At 68.7% G+C, this 18,320-nt stretch carries 15 protein-coding genes and 2 tRNA genes; 5 read left to right on the forward strand and 12 right to left on the reverse strand.

The annotated features are described in order from the left end of the window. Positions 1-3 precede the first annotated feature (3 nt). Positions 4-2,625, reverse strand: a complete 2,622-nt coding sequence (locus tag ACFYP5_RS09345) for a valine--tRNA ligase (RefSeq protein ID WP_389032598.1) — start codon at positions 2,623-2,625, stop codon at positions 4-6. Between the two features lie 138 nt (positions 2,626-2,763). On the opposite strand from ACFYP5_RS09345, the gene ACFYP5_RS09350 reads away from it, so the two are divergent. Beyond that, entirely contained in the window at positions 2,764-3,762 is a 999-nt protein-coding gene (locus tag ACFYP5_RS09350; RefSeq protein WP_389032600.1) for a hypothetical protein, read from the forward strand. A 71-nt stretch (positions 3,763-3,833) separates the two neighbouring features. Here the strand turns inward: ACFYP5_RS09350 and clpX are convergent, their stop codons facing one another. From clpX to ACFYP5_RS09375, 5 genes are all read right to left on the reverse strand, one after another. Next, positions 3,834-5,132, reverse strand: a complete 1,299-nt coding sequence (gene clpX / locus ACFYP5_RS09355) for an ATP-dependent Clp protease ATP-binding subunit ClpX (RefSeq protein ID WP_030921263.1) — start codon at positions 5,130-5,132, stop codon at positions 3,834-3,836. 157 nt (positions 5,133-5,289) lie between these two features. Continuing rightward, positions 5,290-5,973, reverse strand: coding sequence for an ATP-dependent Clp protease proteolytic subunit (locus ACFYP5_RS09360; RefSeq protein WP_030921266.1), 684 nt, complete (start codon positions 5,971-5,973; stop codon positions 5,290-5,292). A 47-nt stretch (positions 5,974-6,020) separates the two neighbouring features. Then, positions 6,021-6,626 (reverse strand): ATP-dependent Clp protease proteolytic subunit, encoded by a 606-nt coding sequence (locus tag ACFYP5_RS09365; RefSeq protein ID WP_267008104.1) that lies wholly within the window; start codon positions 6,624-6,626, stop codon positions 6,021-6,023. Positions 6,627-6,890: 264 nt separating this feature from the next. Beyond that, entirely contained in the window at positions 6,891-8,279 is a 1,389-nt protein-coding gene (tig, locus tag ACFYP5_RS09370) for a trigger factor (RefSeq protein WP_389032603.1), read from the reverse strand. A 151-nt stretch (positions 8,280-8,430) separates the two neighbouring features. Next, positions 8,431-8,507 (reverse strand) — tRNA-Pro (locus tag ACFYP5_RS09375). A 159-nt stretch (positions 8,508-8,666) separates the two neighbouring features. Between ACFYP5_RS09375 and ACFYP5_RS09380 the strand changes: the two genes are divergently transcribed. Beyond that, positions 8,667-8,740: transfer RNA gene (locus ACFYP5_RS09380), tRNA-Gly, on the forward strand. Positions 8,741-8,815: 75 nt separating this feature from the next. On the opposite strand, the gene ACFYP5_RS09385 is transcribed toward ACFYP5_RS09380, so the two are convergent. Beyond that, on the reverse strand, positions 8,816-9,010 hold the full coding sequence (locus tag ACFYP5_RS09385; RefSeq protein ID WP_030921275.1) for a hypothetical protein: 195 nt from the start codon (positions 9,008-9,010) through the stop codon (positions 8,816-8,818). Positions 9,011-9,489: 479 nt separating this feature from the next. Here ACFYP5_RS09385 and ACFYP5_RS09390 point away from each other — a divergent pair, with 479 nt between their 5' ends. Next, entirely contained in the window at positions 9,490-10,644 is a 1,155-nt protein-coding gene (locus ACFYP5_RS09390; RefSeq protein WP_389032605.1) for an acyltransferase family protein, read from the forward strand. 5 nt (positions 10,645-10,649) lie between these two features. Here the strand turns inward: ACFYP5_RS09390 and ACFYP5_RS09395 are convergent, their stop codons facing one another. Both ACFYP5_RS09395 and ACFYP5_RS09400 read right to left on the reverse strand, forming a co-directional pair. Next, positions 10,650-11,156, reverse strand: a complete 507-nt coding sequence (locus tag ACFYP5_RS09395) for an HD domain-containing protein (protein ID WP_389032608.1) — start codon at positions 11,154-11,156, stop codon at positions 10,650-10,652. A gap of 100 nt (positions 11,157-11,256) precedes the next feature. Next, a complete protein-coding gene (locus tag ACFYP5_RS09400) occupies positions 11,257-12,402 on the reverse strand; it encodes a PP2C family protein-serine/threonine phosphatase (protein WP_389032610.1) in 1,146 nt (381 codons plus the stop codon). Between the two features lie 105 nt (positions 12,403-12,507). On the opposite strand from ACFYP5_RS09400, the gene ACFYP5_RS09405 reads away from it, so the two are divergent. Continuing rightward, complete coding sequence (locus ACFYP5_RS09405; RefSeq protein ID WP_389032613.1) at positions 12,508-13,740, forward strand: GNAT family N-acetyltransferase; 1,233 nt, start codon at positions 12,508-12,510, stop codon at positions 13,738-13,740. Positions 13,741-13,854: 114 nt separating this feature from the next. Here the strand turns inward: ACFYP5_RS09405 and ACFYP5_RS09410 are convergent, their stop codons facing one another. Both ACFYP5_RS09410 and ACFYP5_RS09415 read right to left on the reverse strand, forming a co-directional pair. Then, on the reverse strand, positions 13,855-14,664 hold the full coding sequence (locus ACFYP5_RS09410) for an Fpg/Nei family DNA glycosylase (RefSeq protein WP_389032616.1): 810 nt from the start codon (positions 14,662-14,664) through the stop codon (positions 13,855-13,857). An 81-nt stretch (positions 14,665-14,745) separates the two neighbouring features. Beyond that, positions 14,746-15,234 carry a ribose-5-phosphate isomerase gene (locus tag ACFYP5_RS09415; RefSeq protein ID WP_313937274.1) on the reverse strand — a complete coding sequence of 163 codons (489 nt, stop codon included), beginning with the start codon at positions 15,232-15,234 and terminating at the stop codon, positions 14,746-14,748. A gap of 250 nt (positions 15,235-15,484) precedes the next feature. On the opposite strand from ACFYP5_RS09415, the gene ACFYP5_RS09420 reads away from it, so the two are divergent. Further along, entirely contained in the window at positions 15,485-16,954 is a 1,470-nt protein-coding gene (locus tag ACFYP5_RS09420) for an amino acid permease (protein ID WP_389032618.1), read from the forward strand. 669 nt (positions 16,955-17,623) lie between these two features. Here ACFYP5_RS09420 and ACFYP5_RS09425 read toward each other — a convergent pair. Then, positions 17,624-18,217 (reverse strand): biotin transporter BioY, encoded by a 594-nt coding sequence (locus ACFYP5_RS09425; RefSeq protein ID WP_313937276.1) that lies wholly within the window; start codon positions 18,215-18,217, stop codon positions 17,624-17,626. Between the last annotated feature and the right edge of the window lie 103 nt (positions 18,218-18,320).

Below are 18,320 nucleotides of genomic sequence, written 5' to 3' on the forward strand. Positions count from 1 at the left end.
TCATCAGCTCTGCGGCAGGTTCGCCAGCTGAGCGGTGATCCGCTCGATGTCCGCGTCGGCCTTGGCGAGCCGGGTACGGATCTTGTCGACCACGTTGTCGGGTGCCTTGGCCAGGAACGCCTCGTTGCCGAGCTTCGCGTTGGCCTGGGCCTTCTCCTTCTCTGCGGCGCCCAGGTCCTTCGTCAGCCGCTTGCGCTCGGCCTCCACGTCGATGGTGCCGGACAGGTCGAGGGCGACGGTGGCCCCCGCGACCGGCAGCGACGCGGTGGCGTGGAAGCCGTCCCCGGCGGGCTGCAGGCGCAGGAGCTGGCGGATGGCCGCCTCGTGCGGGGCCAGCGCCGTGCCGGTCAGGTCGAGCTCGGCCGGGACCTTCTGGCCGGGCTGCAGGCCCTGGTCGGAGCGGAACCGGCGGACCTCGGTGACGACCTGCTGGACGAGCTCGATCTCCTGTTCGGCCGCCTCGTCACGGAAGCCGGTGTCCTTCGGCCAGTCGGCGATGACGACGGACTCACGGCCGGTCAGAGAGGTCCAGAGCGTCTCGGTGACGAACGGGACGACCGGGTGCAGGAGCCGCAGCATCACGTCGAGGACCTCACCGAGGACCCGTCCGGAGACCTTGGCCTGCTCGCCGCCGGCGAAGAACGTGGTCTTCGACAACTCGACGTACCAGTCGAAGACCTCGTCCCACGCGAAGTGGAAGAGCGCCTCGCTGAGCTTGGAGAACTGGAAATCGTCGTAGAACGCGTCGACTTCGGCGACGGTCTTGTTGAGCTTCGACAGGATCCAGCGGTCCGTCGCGGACATCTGCGACGGGTCGGGCAGCTCGCCCTCGATCGTGGCACCGTTCATCAGCGCGAAGCGCGTGGCGTTCCAGATCTTGTTGGCGAAGTTACGCGAACCCTGGACCCAGTCCTCGCCGATCGGGACGTCGACTCCGGGGTTGGCGCCGCGCGCCAGGGTGAAGCGGAGCGCGTCGGAGCCGTACTTGTCCATCCAGTCCAGCGGGTTGACCGCGTTGCCGAAGGACTTGGACATCTTCTTGCCGAACTGGTCGCGGACCATGCCGTGCAGAGCGATGGTGTGGAAAGGCGGGGTGCCGTCCATCGCGTACAGGCCGAACATCATCATCCGGGCGACCCAGAAGAAGAGGATGTCGTAGCCGGTGACCAGGACGGAGTTCGGGTAGAACTTCGCCAGGCTCTCGGTCTGTTCCGGCCAGCCGAGCGTCGAGAACGGCCACAGGCCGGAGGAGAACCACGTGTCGAGGACATCGGTCTCCTGCGTCCAGCCCTCGCCGCTCGGCGGCTGCTCGTCGGGGCCGACGCAGACGATCTCCCCGTCCGGGCCGTACCAGACGGGGATGCGGTGGCCCCACCACAGCTGACGCGAGATGCACCAGTCATGGAGGTTGTCGACCCAGTCGAAGTACCGCTTCTCCATCTCCTGCGGGTGGATCTTGACCCGGCCGTCGCGGACCGCGTCGCCGGCCGCCTTGGCCAGCGGGCCGACCTTGACCCACCACTGCATGGACAGCCGCGGCTCGATCGTCGTCTTGCAGCGCGAGCAGTGGCCGACGGAGTGGACGTACGGGCGCTTCTCGGCGACGATCCGGCCCTCGGCGCGCAGAGCGCCGACGATGGCGCTGCGCGCCTCCAGCCGGTCCAGGCCCTGGAAGGGACCGTGTGCCGTGATGATCGCGTGCTCGTCCATGACGGCGAGGCTCGGCAGACCGTGCCGCTGGCCGATCTCGAAGTCGTTCGGGTCGTGCGCGGGCGTGACCTTGACGGCGCCCGTGCCGAACTCGGGGTCGACGTGCTCGTCGGCGACGACCGGGATACGGCGGCCGGTGAGCGGCAGCTCGATCTCCTTGCCGACCAGGTGCTTGTAGCGGTCGTCCTCCGGATGGACGGCGACGGCCGTGTCGCCCAGCATCGTCTCGGCACGGGTCGTCGCGACGACGATGGAGTCCTCGCCCTCGCCGTACCGGATGGAGACGAGCTCGCCGTCGTCGTCCTGGTACTCGACCTCGATGTCCGAGATGGCCGTGAGACAGCGCGGACACCAGTTGATGATGCGCTCGGCCCGGTAGATCAGCTCGTCGTCGTAGAGCTTCTTGAAGATGGTCTGGACGGCCTGGGACAGACCCTCGTCCATGGTGAAGCGCTCACGCGACCAGGCGACACCGTCACCCAGGCGCTTCATCTGCCCGGAGATCTGTCCGCCGGACTCGCCCTTCCACTGCCAGACGCGGTCGATGAAGGCCTCACGCCCCAGGTCGTGGCGGGACTTGCTCTCCTTGGCGAGCTCACGCTCGACAACGTTCTGCGTGGCGATACCGGCGTGGTCCATGCCGGGCTGCCACAGCGTCTCGTAGCCCTGCATCCGCTTGCGGCGGGTGAGGGCGTCGATCAGCGTGTGCTCGAAGGCGTGCCCCAGGTGGAGGCTGCCCGTGACGTTCGGCGGCGGGATGACAACGGTGAACGGAGGCTTGTCGCTTGTCGCGTCGGCCTCGAAGTAACCACGTTCTACCCAGCGCTCATACAGCTTCCCCTCTACCTCGGCCGGTGCGTACTGGGTCGGCAGTTCGGGGTTGCTGGCTGGCGTCTGCTGAGTGTTCTCGGTCACGGGGGACAGTTTAGGGCCGTCACAGTCGTGCACTGAAACCGGTTTGTTCAGTAACGGTGTGGCTCCCGCCGCCCCATGCCTGCGGGGCTTCCGACAGGATGTTCGGAACGCATAAGCATTCTGGAGGGGACAGCGCAGATGAGCTACAACCAGCCGGGCCCGTACGGGGGCCAGCCGCCGCAGGGCCAGCCCGGACCGTACGGCAGCCAGCCGCCGCAGGGTCAGCCCGGCCCGTACGGCCAGCAGCCGGGCCCGTACGGCGGTCAGCCGCCGCAGGGCGGCCAGCCGGGGTACGGATACCCGCAGCACGCCCCCCAGGGTGTTCCGCAGCAGCCCCAGCCGGGCTACGGCTATCCGCAGGCCCAGCAGCCGGGTCCGTACGGCCAGCAGCCCCAGGCACCGTACGGCGGCCAGGTCCCGATGCCGCCTGCCCCGCCGAAGAAGAAGACGGGTCTGATCATCGGCGTCGTGGTCGTGGCGCTGGCGGTCATCGCGGGCGGGGCCTACTTGCTAACGTCGGGCGGGGGCGCGAGCAACAGCGATGTCGCGGACAGCACGAAGGGCTACAAGCTGACGCCGGCCGCCTCGGTGGACGGCTACAAGAAGTCCGCGAGCGATTCGGCGTCGTCGGGGCCGATGACCGGCACCGACAAGTCCAAGGCCGAGGCCCTGGGAATCAAGAACCCCCAACAGGCAGGTGCCCCCTACCAGGCCGGTTCCACGGACAATCCGCTCGCCGTCAAGACCTTGACCCTTTCCGGCATCTGGGGCGATGTCACCGACCCGGCGAAGGTCATTGACAACTCCTTCAACAACGCGGAGTCGGAGTTCACCAAGGGCGGCACGGGTATGGAGGTCAAGCTCATCGGCAGCCCCGAGGCCGTCACTCCGGCCGGATTCGACGGCGCGCTGATGAAGTGCCAGAGCATGAAGGTGATCAACAAGGACGGCGACGGCACCGCTGCCAAGGGCCCCAAGGAGTTCGAGGTCCCGGTCTGTGTCTGGGCCGACTACAGCACGGTCGGCACTGTCCTCGGTATCGACGTGGCACTCTCCATGACCGGCAAGGGCATGCCCCAGGACGACGTGGCCGCGCTGACCGCCAAGCTCTACAACACGTCCCGCACCAAGATCTGATCGAGCAGTACGCGAAGGGGCGCCCGACCAGTCACCTGGCCGGGCGCCCCTTCACGTACGTGTCGCTGCCGCTACGCGGACTTCTCGTGCCGTCCGCCGTCGTTCTTGCCGATCGTGCGCGGTTCGCGCGGGACCAGCGTCGGGTTGACGTTGTTGCGGACCACGTCCGCCGTGATGACGACACGGGCCACGTCCTTGCGGGACGGCACCTCGTACATCACGGACTGCAGGACTTCCTCCATGATGGCCCGAAGACCACGCGCGCCGGTGCCGCGCAGGATCGCCTGGTCGGCGATGGCCTCCAGCGCCGGGCGGTCGAAGTCCAGCTCCACACCGTCGAGTTCGAACAGCCGCTGGTACTGCTTCACCAGTGCGTTGCGCGGCTCGACGAGGATCTGCAGCAGCGCCTCGCGGTCCAGGTTGTGGACCGAGGTCAGGACGGGGAGGCGGCCGATGAACTCGGGAATCATCCCGAACTTCACCAGGTCCTCCGGCATGACCTCCTGGAACTGGTCGCTCGCCTCGATCTCGCGCTTGGAGCGGATCGTCGCGCCGAAGCCGATGCCCTTGGCACCCGCCCGGGACTCGATGATCCTCTCCAGGCCGGCGAACGCACCGCCCACGATGAACAGCACGTTCGTCGTGTCGATCTGGATGAACTCCTGGTGCGGGTGCTTCCGACCGCCCTGCGGCGGTACGGAGGCGGTGGTGCCCTCCAGGATCTTCAGCAGGGCCTGCTGGACGCCCTCGCCGGAGACATCACGGGTGATCGACGGGTTCTCGCTCTTGCGGGCGACCTTGTCGATCTCGTCGATGTAGATGATCCCGGTCTCGGCCTTCTTGACGTCGTAGTCCGCGGCCTGGATCAGCTTCAGCAGAATGTTCTCGACGTCCTCGCCGACATAGCCGGCCTCCGTCAGCGCCGTCGCGTCGGCGATGGCGAACGGAACGTTGAGCATGCGGGCCAGCGTCTGCGCGAGGAGCGTCTTGCCGGAGCCCGTGGGGCCCAGCAGCAGGATGTTGGACTTGGCCAGCTCGATGGCGTCGTCCCGGCCCTGCGCGCCGCCGTTCTCGCCTGCCTGGACCCGCTTGTAGTGGTTGTACACAGCGACCGAGAGGGCCTTCTTCGCGGGCTCCTGACCCACGACGTACCCCTCGAGGAACTCGTAGATCTCGCGCGGCTTGGGGAGTTCCTCCCACCGCACCTCGGAGGTCTCCGCGAGCTCCTCCTCGATGATCTCGTTGCAGAGATCGATGCACTCGTCGCAGATGTACACACCGGGTCCCGCAATGAGCTTCTTCACCTGCTTCTGGCTCTTTCCGCAGAACGAGCACTTGAGCAGGTCGCCGCCATCACCGATGCGTGCCACGAGGTGCTTCCCCTTCGCCTGGGAGCAGCTTGGTGCAGCGGCTCCTGGTGCCTCTATCCGACGGTACCTTGCCTGGCCCCCCGTTCGGGCCCCCCTTGGCACGGTTCACACGGCCACGACCGTGCGAACCGACCGTGCCAAGGGGTAAAGACCGACGTCAGGCCATCGCTCCGGCCGCGCTCTTGCGGGTGGAGACGATCTGGTCGACGAGCCCGTAGGCGAGGGCGTCCTCAGCGGTCAGGATCTTGTCGCGCTCGATGTCGTCGCGGATCTTCTCCAGCGGCGTGGTGGAGTGCTTGGCCAGCATCTCCTCCAGCTGGGTACGCATCCGCAGGATCTCGTTGGCCGCGATCTCCAGGTCGGAGAGCTGCTCACGGCCCGTCTGCGAGGACGGCTGGTGGATCAGCACACGGGCGTTGGGCAGTGCCATGCGCTTGCCGGGCGTACCGGCGGCGAGCAGCACGGCCGCGGCGGAGGCCGCCTGGCCCATGCAGACCGTCTGGATGTCCGGCTTCACGAACTGCATCGTGTCGTAGATCGCGGTGAGCGCGGTGAACGAGCCGCCGGGGCTGTTGATGTAGATCGAGATATCGCGGTCCGGGTCCATCGACTCCAGGCACAGCAGCTGCGCCATGACGTCGTTGGCGGAGGCGTCGTCGATTTGGACGCCGAGGAAGATCACGCGCTCCTCGAAGAGCTTCGCGTACGGGTCGTACTCACGCACACCCTGCGAGGTGCGCTCAACGAAGCGCGGCACGATGTAGCGATTGTCCACCTGCGGGCCGGTGTAGAGACCGCTCGCGGAGGCGCCGGGGAAGTTGTTCATGTGGGTGTTCACCATCCTGGTGGCGTTCTGGGGGCTGGGGCTGCGGGCTGGACGGACAGGGCTCAGGCCCCGGTGCCGCCGCCGCCCGGAACGCCCGAGGCGATCGTGATGATCTCGTCGATGAGGCCGTACTCCTTGGCCTCCTCCGCGGTGTACCAGCGGTCGCGGTCACCGTCGCGAATGATCGTCTCCACGGTCTGACCGGAGTGGCGGGCGGTGATCTCCGCCATCCGCTGCTTCGTGCGGAGCAGGTACTGCGCCTGGATCTTGATGTCCGACGCGGTACCACCGATGCCGGCCGAACCCTGGTGCATGAGGATGTCGGTGTTCGGGAGCGCGAAGCGCTTGCCCGCGGTGCCACCGGTCAGCAGGAACTGGCCCATCGAGGCCGCCATGCCCATACCGATGGTGACCACGTCGTTCGGGATGTACTGCATGGTGTCGTAGACCGCCATGCCGGCCGTCACCGAGCCACCGGGGCTGTTGATGTAGAGGTAGATGTCCTTGTCCGGCTCCGCGGCAAGGAGAAGCAGCTGCGCCGTGATCTTGTTGGCGATGTCATCGTCGACCTGCTGACCCAGGAAGATGATGCGCTCGCCGAGCAGTCGGCTGTAGACCTGGTCGCCGAGGCCACCACCGAGGGACGGCTCTCCGGCGGCGTAAGGCATCAGATTCGTCACGTATCCACCTGCTCGTCTCTGACGGCTCCGGCCGTCTCAGCGTCTTCGTACCGGGCGGGCGGGGACTCCCCCACCCTTCCTATTCATGGACCCTAACGCGCAGGTAGGACAACGCCATCCCGCTTCCGCAACTGTTCGCTGGGAGCGCAAGCTGAGCAGTGCGCACAAGGATTGTGGGGGTCGGCCACCGATACGACGACGGGCTCCGGACGCTGAGCGTCCGGAGCCCGTCGTACGGGTTCAGCGCGAGGCTCAGGCCTCGGTCTTCTCCTCGGCGGCGGCCTCGGTGTGATCCTCGGCGGCCTCGACCGTCTCGACGGCCTCTTCCTCTTCGTCCTCGAGCTCGACGAGCTCACCGTTGGTGTCGACGACCTTGGCGGCCTCGACGACCACGGCGAGCGCCTTGCCGCGGGCGACCTCGCCGACGAGCATCGGCACCTGGCCGCCCTCGACGACGGCCTGGGCGAACTGGTCGGGGCTCATCCCGGAGGAAGCAGCGCGCCGCATGAGGTGCTCGGTGAGCTCCTCCTGGTTGACGTTCAGCTTCTCCTTGTTGACGAGCTCGTCAAGGATGAACTGGGTCTTGATGCCCTTGATCGCCTGCTCGGAGGTCTCGGCCTCGAACTCCTCGAGCGTCTTGCCCTGGATCTCCAGGTACTTCTCGAGGGTCAGACCCATCTGGCCGAGCTGGTGGTGCTCCAGGTTGTGCTTGCGGGTCTGCACCTCGTCCGCGAGCAGCTTCTCGGGGATCGGGACCTCGGCCAGCTTCAGCAGCTCGTCGAGGACGCGCTCCTGGGCCTGGGTGGCCTGGTCGTACTGCTTGGTGTTCTCGAGGCGCGTGCGGCTGTCCGCCTTCAGCTCGTCGAGGGTGTCGAACTCGCTCGCCATCTGGGCGAACTCGTCGTCCAGCTCGGGGAGCTCACGGGCGGCGACGGCGGTGACCTTGACGGTGACCTCGGCCTCCTTGCCCTCGGCCGAGCCACCCTTCAGCTCGGAGGTGAAGGTGGCCTCGCCGCCCGCCTCCAGGCCGGTGACGGCCGCGTCGATGCCGTCGAGGAGCTCGCCGGAACCGATGGTGTACGAGACACCCTCGGCCACGCCGTCCTCCAGGACCTCGCCGTCGACCTTGGCCTGCAGGTCGATCGTGACGACGTCGCCCTCCGCGGCGGCGCGCTCCACCGGGTTGGTGGAGGCGAAGCGCTCACGGAGCTGCTCCACGGCCTTCTCGACGTCCTCGTCGCTGACCTCGAGGGCGTCCACGGTGACCTCGATGCCGGAGTAGTCCGGGATCTCGATCGCGGGGCGCACGTCGACCTCGGCGGTGAAGGCCAGCAGCTCGCCGTCCTTCAGCTCGGTGATGTCGACTTCGGGCTGGCCCAGAACGTTGAGCTCACCCTCGTTGACAGCCTCGGTGTAGAACTTCGGGAGGGCGTCGTTGACGGCCTCCTCCAGCACAGCACCACGGCCGAACCGCTGGTCGATGACGCGGTTGGGGATCTTGCCCTTACGGAAGCCCTTCACCGTGACCTGCTGGTTGATCTTCTTGTACGCCGCGTCGAGGCTGTCCTTGAGCTCCTCGAAGGGCACCTCGATGCTGAGCCGAACCCGAGTCGGGTTCAGGGTCTCCACGGCGCTCTTCACGGTTCGGTCTCCTTGGTGGCTGACTTCTTGGGGGTTCTGCTCGGCCACCGGACAGCGGCTCCGCGGATCGAGCCCGGTACATCAGACACACGGGCACGCAATTTGCATAGTAACGGCAAGGGGGATGACTCCCACAACGCGATCTTGCCTGTGGTCGGGGTGGCCGGATTCGAACCGACGACCTTCCGCTCCCAAAGCGGACGCGCTACCAAGCTGCGCCACACCCCGTCGGTGCGACACGTAGGGTACATGCAGATCGGCAGCGCTCAGGCCGCTTTACGGGGACGGCGCGGATTGCGGCACCTGGTGCCGCGATGAGGTGTGCGAACAACGTCCGCGACCCGCTACGATGCTCCTCGTGCCGCGGTCCGAGGACCTGTGGCGCCTGCGGGCGTAGCTCAATGGTAGAGCCCTAGTCTTCCAAACTAGCTACGCGGGTTCGATTCCCGTCGCCCGCTCCATGCGTGGGCCCGGTTCGGCGAATTGCTCGTCGGACCGGGCCTTCTGCGTTCCGCGTCCGCCGTCTGCGGTGCGGATCAGAAGCTGATGTGGTTGATGGTCTCCGCTATCGAGTTCATGAACCTGTTGATCGACGGCGCCATGCCGGTCGATGCCAGGAAGAAGCCGAAGAGCACCGCGACGATCGCGGGTCCGGCTTTGATGGAGCCGCCTCGGATCAGGACCACCAGGATGATCGCCAACAGAAGCACCACAGACAGTGAAATGGCCACGACTGATCACACCTTCGGTCGGTCCGCCTTGCCGGCCCGGAAGCGTGCGCCCGGGCACTCCTCCGCTGCGTCCATCGTGCCACCAACTCCCCTGTGGTTGCTGCCAGGTGACGAACGGAACTGTCGGGATCGCGCCATCCTCACGCCCCGCGTGCGCCGTGGCGGACAGCCCCTCGCCCCGCTCTTCCGGGACTCCGTCCAGGAGTCGGCCGGCGACACGGGGCCTATCCGCGGGCGTCGGTCAAAAAGCGCCGGGCCGTGATCGTTTCCATATCCACACAGGTCGTTCACACGCGTTTCGCCGCACCCGATGCGATGAAATTCACTCCATTCAACCGCCTGGCGATATGCCCCATTTAAGGAGGATCAATCGGGCCATAGGGGGCGGTTTTCGGTAGTTTCACTTTCGATTGGGCGGGAACACGCAATATCTGCGGACGGTTTTACGAATTCCAATCGAGGCGTCTAAGGTGCTTTAGATGTTCCACGCTCCGAACACATTTCAGAGGGCCCCGCTCCCCCCAGCGACCCGGGAGTCGGAGCCCAGACGCCAGGGCGGCACGACCATCACCGCGGCACGCCCCGTACCGGTGGTGAACCAGCCTTCGACGGTCGCGCCGACGAAGCGGCGTGACGCCTACTTCGACAACGCCAAATACCTGGCGATCGTGCTCGTCGCCGTGGCGCACGCATGGGTGCCGGTGATGGACGGGAGCCGGACCGCCCGCGCGCTGTACATGGTCGCGTACACGTTCCACATGCCGGCCTTCATCATCATCTCCGGCTATTTCTCGCGCTCGTTCGACATGAGCGCCAAGAAGATGAAGCGCCTGGTCACCGGCGTCGCCGTGCCCTATGTGGTCTTCGAGACGGCGTACTCGCTCTTCAAGCGGTACGCGGACGACTCGCCGGACCATCCGATCAGCCTGATCGACCCCTGGTTCCTCACCTGGTTCCTGGCCGCGCTGTTCATCTGGCGGCTCACCACGCCCATCTGGCAGGCACTGCGCCACCCGCTGCCGGTCGCGCTCGTCATTGCCGTGCTCGCGTCGTTCTCCCCCACGATCGGCGACGATCTCGACCTCCAGCGGGTCCTGCAGTTCCTGCCGTTCTTCGTGCTCGGACTCCAACTGAAGCCCGAGCATTTCCAGATGATGCGTCGGCGTGAGGTGCGGCTGCTGGCGCTGCCGCTGTTCGCCGGGGCCGCCCTGTTCGCGTACTGGGCGGCGCCGCGGATGCAGCTGGGCTGGTTCTACCGCAGCAACAGCGCCCCCGAGATGGGCGCCCCGTGGTGGTCGGGTGCGGTGATGACGCTGATGATGTTCGGCTGCGCGCTGCTGCTCACCATCGGTTTCCTGGCCTGGGTGCCGCGTCGCCACATGTGGTTCACCGTGCTGGGCGCCGGCACGATCTGCGGCTATCTGCTGCACGGTTTCCTGGTCAAGGGTGCCGGTTACGTCGGGTTGTTCGACCGGTACGAGTGGCTGGCCTCGCCGGGCGGCCTGGTCGTCGTCTCGCTGGTCGCGGCCTGCGCGGTGACGCTGCTGTGCACACCGCCGGTGCGACGGGCGCTGCGTTGCGTGACCGAGCCGGACATGAACTGGGCGTTCCGGCGGGACGCCGCCAAGCTCTGAGTGGATCAGCCCTCCGTGGTGTTGGCCGGATCCGGCTGTTCGGTGGGCGATTCACCGGCGCCGAGTCCGAGCAGCGCGCGTACCTGCGCATATTTCGCGGTCAGTCGGGTACGCGTCGCCGGATCCAGGACCGCGAGGCGGGTCGGGTCGGCGTTGTGCGCGAGGTCGGATTCCTTGATCAGCAAGGCGCCCGGGGTGGCGAGGATGCGCCGGGTGTACGCCGCCAGGTCTTCGCCGTCCCGTCTGGTGACGGCGAGGACCATGTCCTTGACCTGCTGGGGCAGCGCGGCGGCCGCCAGCCACTCGGCGGACAGCGCGTCGTCCTCGACCGCGTCGTGCAGCCAGGCGGCGGCGATCTGGTCGTCGCTGCCGCCCCTGGCCCGTACACCGTCCGCCACGGCGGCGAGGTGTTCGGCGTACGGGAGTCCCGCCTTGTCCTGCTGGCCGGCGTGCGCGCTGCGGGCGATCGCCTCGACTTCGGTCAGGGTCAGGGGTGTGCGTGGTGTGGGCATGGGAGGACTCTACGGACGGGCGGTCGTCCGGCGTAGGGCCGCGTGGACGGGCCTGGTCATGACGGCCGGGCCCGAGTGCCTTGCCCTGCCTCCGTACGGTTCAGGACCGGCGGGACAGCAGCAACAGCGCCCGGTCGTCGTTGACGTCCTTGGCGCACGCCTCGATCAGATGCCAGGCCGCGCCGTCGAAGCCGGTGACGACATAGCGGTCGGCCTCTCCGGTCAGCCGGTCGATGCCCTCCGCGATGTCCCGGTCGGACGCCTCCACCAGGCCGTCCGTGAAGAGCATCAGCACATCGCCGGGGGCCAGTGAGCCCTTCACCGCGTCGAACTGTGCCCCGTCGTACACCCCGAGCAGCGGGCCCTCCGCCGCCTTCTCCTCCCACCGGCCGCTGCCCGCGTGCAGTTGCAGGGCCGGCGGGTGGCCCGCGGAGAGGAGTTCGTAGTCGCCCGATTCCAGGTCCAGCACCAGATGGATGGAGGTCGCGAAGCCCTCGTCCCAGTCCTGGCGCAGCAGATAGGCGTTGGCCGCGGGCAGGAAGCCGTGCGGGGGCAGCGAGCCGAGCAGGCCGCCGAACGCGCCGGACAGCAGCAGCGCGCGGGATCCCGCGTCCATGCCCTTGCCGGAGACATCGGTGAGTACGGCCTCCAGGGTGCGGCCGCCGTTGGTGCGGGCCGCGACGACGAAGTCGCCGGAGAACGACTGGCCGCCCGCCGGGCGCAGCGCCATCTCACGGTGCCAGCCCTGCGGCAGCCGCGGCAGGGCGCTCTGCACCCGGATGCGTTCGCGCAGGTCGAAGAGCATGGTGCCGCCGCGCCGCCACGGCACGCCGACCCTGGCCCGGAACTGGGCGAGGATCAGCCCGAAGAATCCGCAGGCCGCGACCACCAGGACGGTGCCCGGGGTCACCCGGGCGGGCCCCTCCGAGTACGGGCCGAGCGCGATCGCCTCGACGATCAGGGCCGCGGCGGCGGTCGCGTACAGCCCGAGCAGGCTGGCCGGTCGCAGCAGCAGACCGCCCGCGACGATCGGGAGGACGAGCGCAGCCGGTGCGCACCACACCGGGTTCAGCAGCGTGCCGCAGGTGATGGCCGGGACGGTCAGCAGCAGACCGGCCAGGGCGATCCAGTCGGAGCCGTCGCCGCGGAAGTAGTCGACACCGGATTTGCGCAGCGCGATGCGCGCCCGGTGCGCCGATTTCTGCAATCGGGCCGGGTACGAGTCTGCTCCTGCGCGACGGGCCATTGCGGGGACCTTATCCACACGAGCGCCTCGGGTGCAGGGGGACCCCTGTGACAATGCGTTCGAAAACGGGTCGCCCGTCTGCCGTACCCCTGGTAGGCATGGCATATGACTAGTGAGCTACGGGTGTTGCGTCCGTCCGAATGGAACGAATGGTTCGGGAGCCTCGAGCTCGCGTTCGGCGGCGTCGCCGACTCTCCGGAGGAGCGCGAGCTGTGGGAGCAACTGACCGAGCCCGAGCGGTCGATCGGCATCTGGGACGGCCCGGACGTGGTCGGTACGGCGGGCGCCTTCAGCTTCCGGCTGGCCGTGCCCGGCGGCGCCCTGGTGCCCGCGGCCGGCGTGACGATGGTCAGTGTCGCGGCCACGCACCGCCGGCGCGGACTGCTGACCTCGATGATGCGGCGTCAGCTCGACGACGTGCGGGCACTGGGTGAACCCCTCGCCGTGCTGACGGCCTCGGAGCCCGCGATCTACGGCCGGTTCGGATACGAGGCGGCCACGAGGCAGATGTCCCTGGAGATCGACACGGACCGGGTGCGGCTGGCAGTGCCGGACGGCACGGACGAGGTCCGCCTGCGGTACGCCAAGCCGGACGAGGCGACCGCTGCGTGCGAGGGCGTGTACGAGCAGCTGGTGGCAGGGCGGCCGGGGACGCCGGTGCACGGTCCCGGCTGGGAGCGGAGGGCGCTGATCGACCCGGCGAGCGCGCGACGGGGGGCGTCGCCGCTGCAGTGCCTGCTGGCCGAGCGGGCGGGTCAGGTCGTCGGGTACTCGACGTTCCGCATCAAGCCGGACTGGGACGCGGCGGGCCCCAAGGGCCGGATCGCCGTGGACGACCTGTCGGCGCTGGACCCGGCGGCGTATGCGGCGCTGTGGCGGTTCCTCTTCGAGATCGACCTGACGTCGACGGTCGAGGCGCGGAACCGGCCGGTCGACGATGCGGTTCTGCATCTCGTCTCGGACGTGCGCCGCTGCAACATCAAGCTGCGCGACTCGCTGTACGTACGGCTGGTGGAGCTGGGCGCGGCGCTGGAGGCGCGGGCTTACCGGGCTGCGGTGGACGTGGTGTTCGAGGTCGAGGACGCGTTCTGCCCGTGGAACGCGGGGCGTTGGCGGCTCACGGCCGACGCGAAGGGAGGCGCGTCGTGCAAGCGGACGGATGATCCGGCGGATCTGGCGCTTTCAGTGCGGGAGTTGGGGGCGGTGTACCTGGGCGGCGAATCGCTGGTCTCGCTGGCGCGGGCCGGGCGGGTACGGGAGCTGCGGCCGGGTGCGCTGGCGGAGGCGGCGTCGGCGTTCTCGGGGATGGTGGAGCCCTGGCTTCCGCGCGGGTTCTAGCAAGGGGTGACGTTGCCGGGGCGCCCGGCGGCCGTTTCGGGTAGGCCCCTCCGCCTTTCGATGCACCGCATCCGCCGCCGCGCGCTGTGCCACCGGGGATTACCGTGACAACCCTTAGGCGCGCTGGCAGGTCGGGCACCAGAAGAGGTTGCGGGCCGCCAGGTCCGCCGCGCGGATCTCCGTGCCGCAGATGTGGCACCCCTGCCTGGCCCGCCGGTACACGTACACCTCACCCCCATGGTCGTCCACCCGCGGCGCCCGCCCCATCGCCTCCGGCATGTGCTCCGGGCGCACCGTGTCGATCCGGTTGTTCCGTACACCCGCGCGCATCAGTGTGACCAGGTCCGCCCAGATCGCGTCCCACTCCGCACGGGCGAGGTCCTTGCCCTGGCGGTACGGGTCGATGCCGTGCCGGAACAGGACCTCCGCCCGGTACACGTTGCCGACGCCCGCGATGATCTTCTGGTCCATAAGCAGCGCGGCCACCGTGATGCGGCTGCGCGAGATCCGCCGCCAGGCGCGTTCGCCGTCCTCGTCGGCCCGCAGCGGGTCCGGGCCCAGCCGGTCGTGTATCGCGCGCTTCTCGGGTTCCGTGATGAGGGCGCAGGTCGTCGGGCCGCGCAGGTCCGCGTGGTGGTCGTCGTTGGCCAGACGCAGACGGACGGTGTCCGTGGGCGGCGGAACGGGTGTCGTACCGAAGTGGAGCTTGCCGAACAGGCCGAGGTGGATGTGGATCCATCCGGCGCCCTCGAATCCGAGGAACAGGTGTTTGCCGTGCGCGTCGACGCCGGTGAACCCACGGCCGTCGAGGAGCGCCGCGCTGTCCGAGAACCTGCCCTGCGGGCTGCTGACCCGCACCGGCCCGCCCACGAACCGGTCGCGGTGGTCCGCGGCCAGGCGATGGATCGTGTGTCCCTCGGGCACGGCGGTGGCTCTCCTGGGTTACGTGGGACAAGGGGAAATGGCTGTGCCGCCGGACGGACCGGCGGCACGGGGGTGGGACGGTCAGCCCTGCTGCGGGTGGTGGGCCGGGATCGGGGGAAGCTCGCCCGTCGTCTCGTACGCGGTCAGCATCGCGATGCGGCGGGTGTGACGCTCCTCACCCGAGTACGGCGTGGCGAGGAAGATCTCGACGAACTTCGTCGACTCCTCCACCGTGTGCATACGGCCGCCGATGGCCACCACGTTGGCGTCGTTGTGCTCGCGGCCGAGAGCGGCGGTCTGCTCGCTCCAGGCGAGCGCGGCGCGCACGCCCTTGACCTTGTTGGCGGCCATCTGCTCGCCGTTGCCGGAGCCACCGATCACGATGCCGAGGCTGCCCGCGTCCGCGGCCGTCCTCTCGGCGGCGCGCAGGCAGAACGGCGGGTAGTCGTCCTGGGCGTCGTAGATGTGGGGGCCACAGTCGACGGCTTCGTGGCCCTGGGCCGTGAGCCACTCGACGAGGTGGTTCTTGAGTTCGAAACCGGCATGGTCTGAGCCGAGGTACACGCGCATGTGACGAGTGTGGCATGCGGATCACGGGGTAGCCGTCATCGGGGTCGGGACCCTCCGGGCCTCCCCCGTGCGGAGCCCTTGTGCGGAGCGTGTGTGCGCAAACCCACACCGGCAACGATCCGGACAATGATCCGGAAGAGGGGGTTCCGCTTCCGAGTTTCTGCGGCTTCAATGCCTGAGACTCGCCGCCCACCACCGTGCAGCGGCACAGCCACGGAACCGAGTGATCCAGAACGTAAGGATTCGATCCATGACGCAAACGACTCTGGCAGGGCCGGGCCACCAGCCCGGCGAGCCGGGCCGGGCGGACAAGCCGGGCTCCTCGGACGGGCTCCAGGCCGGTCTCAAGAACCGTCACCTCTCGATGATCGCCATCGGCGGAGTGATCGGCGCGGGCCTCTTCGTGGGTTCCGGTGCCGGTATCGCCGCCGCGGGACCCGCCATCCTGCTCTCGTACGCGCTGGTCGGCCTCATGGTCGTCTTCGTGATGCGGATGCTCGGCGAGATGGCCGCGGCCCGGCCCAGCTCGGGCTCCTTCTCCGCCTACGCCGACCGCGCCCTCGGCCGCTGGGCCGGCTTCTCGATCGGCTGGCTGTACTGGTTCTTCTGGGTCGTGGTGCTCGCCGTCGAAGCCACGGCGGGTGCCAAGATCCTGGAGGGCTGGGTGCCGGGCGTCCCGCAGTGGGCATGGGCGCTGATCGTCATGGTGGTGCTCACCGCGACGAACCTGGTCTCGGTCAGTTCGTACGGAGAGTTCGAGTTCTGGTTCGCCGGGATCAAGGTCGTGGCGATCGCCGCGTTCGTGGTCGTCGGGTTGCTCGCCGTCTTCGGGCTGCTGCCCGGTTCGGACAACCCGGGGTCGGGGCTCGCGCATCTCACCGACAGTGGCGGCTTCTTCCCCCACGGGCCGGGTGCCATCCTCACCGGTGTACTCATGGTCGTCTTCTCGTTCATGGGCAGCGAGATCGTGACGCTGGCGGCCGGCGAGTCGGAGAACCCGCAGCGCGCCGTCCAGAAGGCCACCAACAGCGTGATCTGGCGGATCGCCGTCTTCTACCTCGGCTCGATCTTCATCGTGCTGACGCTGCTGCCGTGGAACGACGCGTCGATCCTCAAGGACGGCAGCTATGTCGCCGCCCTGAACTCGATCGGCATCCCGCACGCCGGACAGGTGATGGACGTCATCGTGCTCACCGCCGTGCTGTCCTGCCTCAACTCCGGCCTCTACACGGCCTCGCGGATGGCGTTCTCGCTCGGCGAGCGCGGTGACGCGCCGAAGGCGTTCGCGCGGACGAACAAGCGGGGCGTGCCGCGGGCGGCCATCCTGTCCTCCGTCGTCTTCGGCTTCGTCGCCGTGTTCTTCAACTACCAGTGGCCGGACACCGTCTTCCAGTTCCTGCTGAACTCCTCCGGTGCCGTCGCCCTGTTCGTCTGGCTGGTCATCTGCTTCACCCAGCTGCGGATGCGCGGCATCATCCTGCGCGAGGCGCCGGAGAAGCTGGTCGTGCGGATGTGGCTCTTCCCGTATCTGACCTGGGCGACCATCGCCATGATCTCGTTCGTGCTGGTCTACATGCTGACCGACGACAGCGGCCGTGAGCAGGTGCTGCTCTCGCTGCTCGTCGCGGCGATCGTGGTGGCGATCTCGCTGGTACGTGACGTCCGTCAGCGCAGGGCCGGAGCTGCCGCGGTCACGGCGGACGAGTCCGCCGACGCCTGATCGGCCCCATCCACACCTGACCGTCGATGTCAGGTGCACCGGGGAGGTCTCTCCTGCCGTACACCGGGCGAACGGAGAGCCTCTCCAAGAACCACCCGCTGCCTGCCCGGCCCACCCTCCGCCCCGGCGACCCCGGTCGGCGGAGGAACCGGCCGGGTTCCGGACAGGTCCCACGCTCCGGCCCGGGCCTCGTCGGCATCACCGATGCCGACGAGGCCCGGGCCGCCGTCGTGTACCGCGCCGGGCGCGGAGAGCGCGACGCCCAGCGCACCGGACGCGGACCGGGCTCTGCGGACCCCGGCGTCGTCCGGGCCGAAGGCACCGATGACGACGGTGGTGCGGGATCAGCCGGCCGGGCGGGCCGCCGGCCGCTGGGTCCGCGGTGCCCAGTGCCGTGCCGTACGGCGACGCAGCCTGTCCGGTGCGGCTGCTGTCGCCGCTCGACGGTACGGACGTGACGGCGGTAGGGGAGCTGTGCGCGCGGTTGTCCGGGACCCGGGAACCACTGCCCGTGGGCCGGCCGCCGAACTTCTCGTCCGGCGGCGGGGACCGTACCGAAGCGCCATGACGAGCGGACACGGAAGAGGCTCGCCGGTGTGGTGTCGTAGTACGACCCGGCGAGCCTCTTCGGAACGGTCGGCGAAAGCGCGTGAGACGCGTGAGCCTCCGTCAGCCCCGGCGGCCGACGAGCTTCCAGGCGGCGGGCAGCGCGCCCATCGCCAGCGCCGCCTTCAAGGCGTCACCGAGCAGGAAGGGCACCAGGCCGGCCGCGATAGCGGCGCTCGCGGACATGCCGGTGGACAGCGCGAGGTACGGGACACCGACCGCGTAGATGATCGCGGAGCCGAGCACCATGGTGCCGGCGGTACGCAGCACGGAGCGGTCGCCGCCGCGGCGGGCGAGACCGCCGACCACGGTGGCGGCGAGGAGCATGCCGAGGACGTAACCGAACGAGGCGCCGCCCGCGCCGGAACTGCCGCCGGCGAACCACGGCATGCCCGCCATGCCGACGAGCGCGTACACGGCGAGGGAGAGGAAGCCGCGGCGAGCGCCGAGCGCGGTGCCGACAAGGAGCGCGGCGAAGGTCTGGCCGGTGACGGGGACCGGGGAGCCGGGGACCGGGACGGCGATCTGCGCGGCGATGCCGGTGAGCGCGGCGCCGCCGACGACCAGGGCCGTGTCGACGGCGTAACGGTGCCTGGCGGCGGGCAGCAGGTCGGCGAGGACCGCTCCGGTACGGACGGGGGCGGCAGCAGTGCTCATCGGGACTCCGCGGTGGTGAGGGCAGGTGGGGACAGACTGAGGCTGACGTTAGCCCACGGGTTAACGCTCGATCACCATCAGCCGCCCACAAAGCGGCGGTTGG

Origin of the sequence: Streptomyces sp. NPDC005262, assembly GCF_042872425.1 — a bacterium.
Lineage (GTDB): Bacteria > Actinomycetota > Actinomycetes > Streptomycetales > Streptomycetaceae > Streptomyces.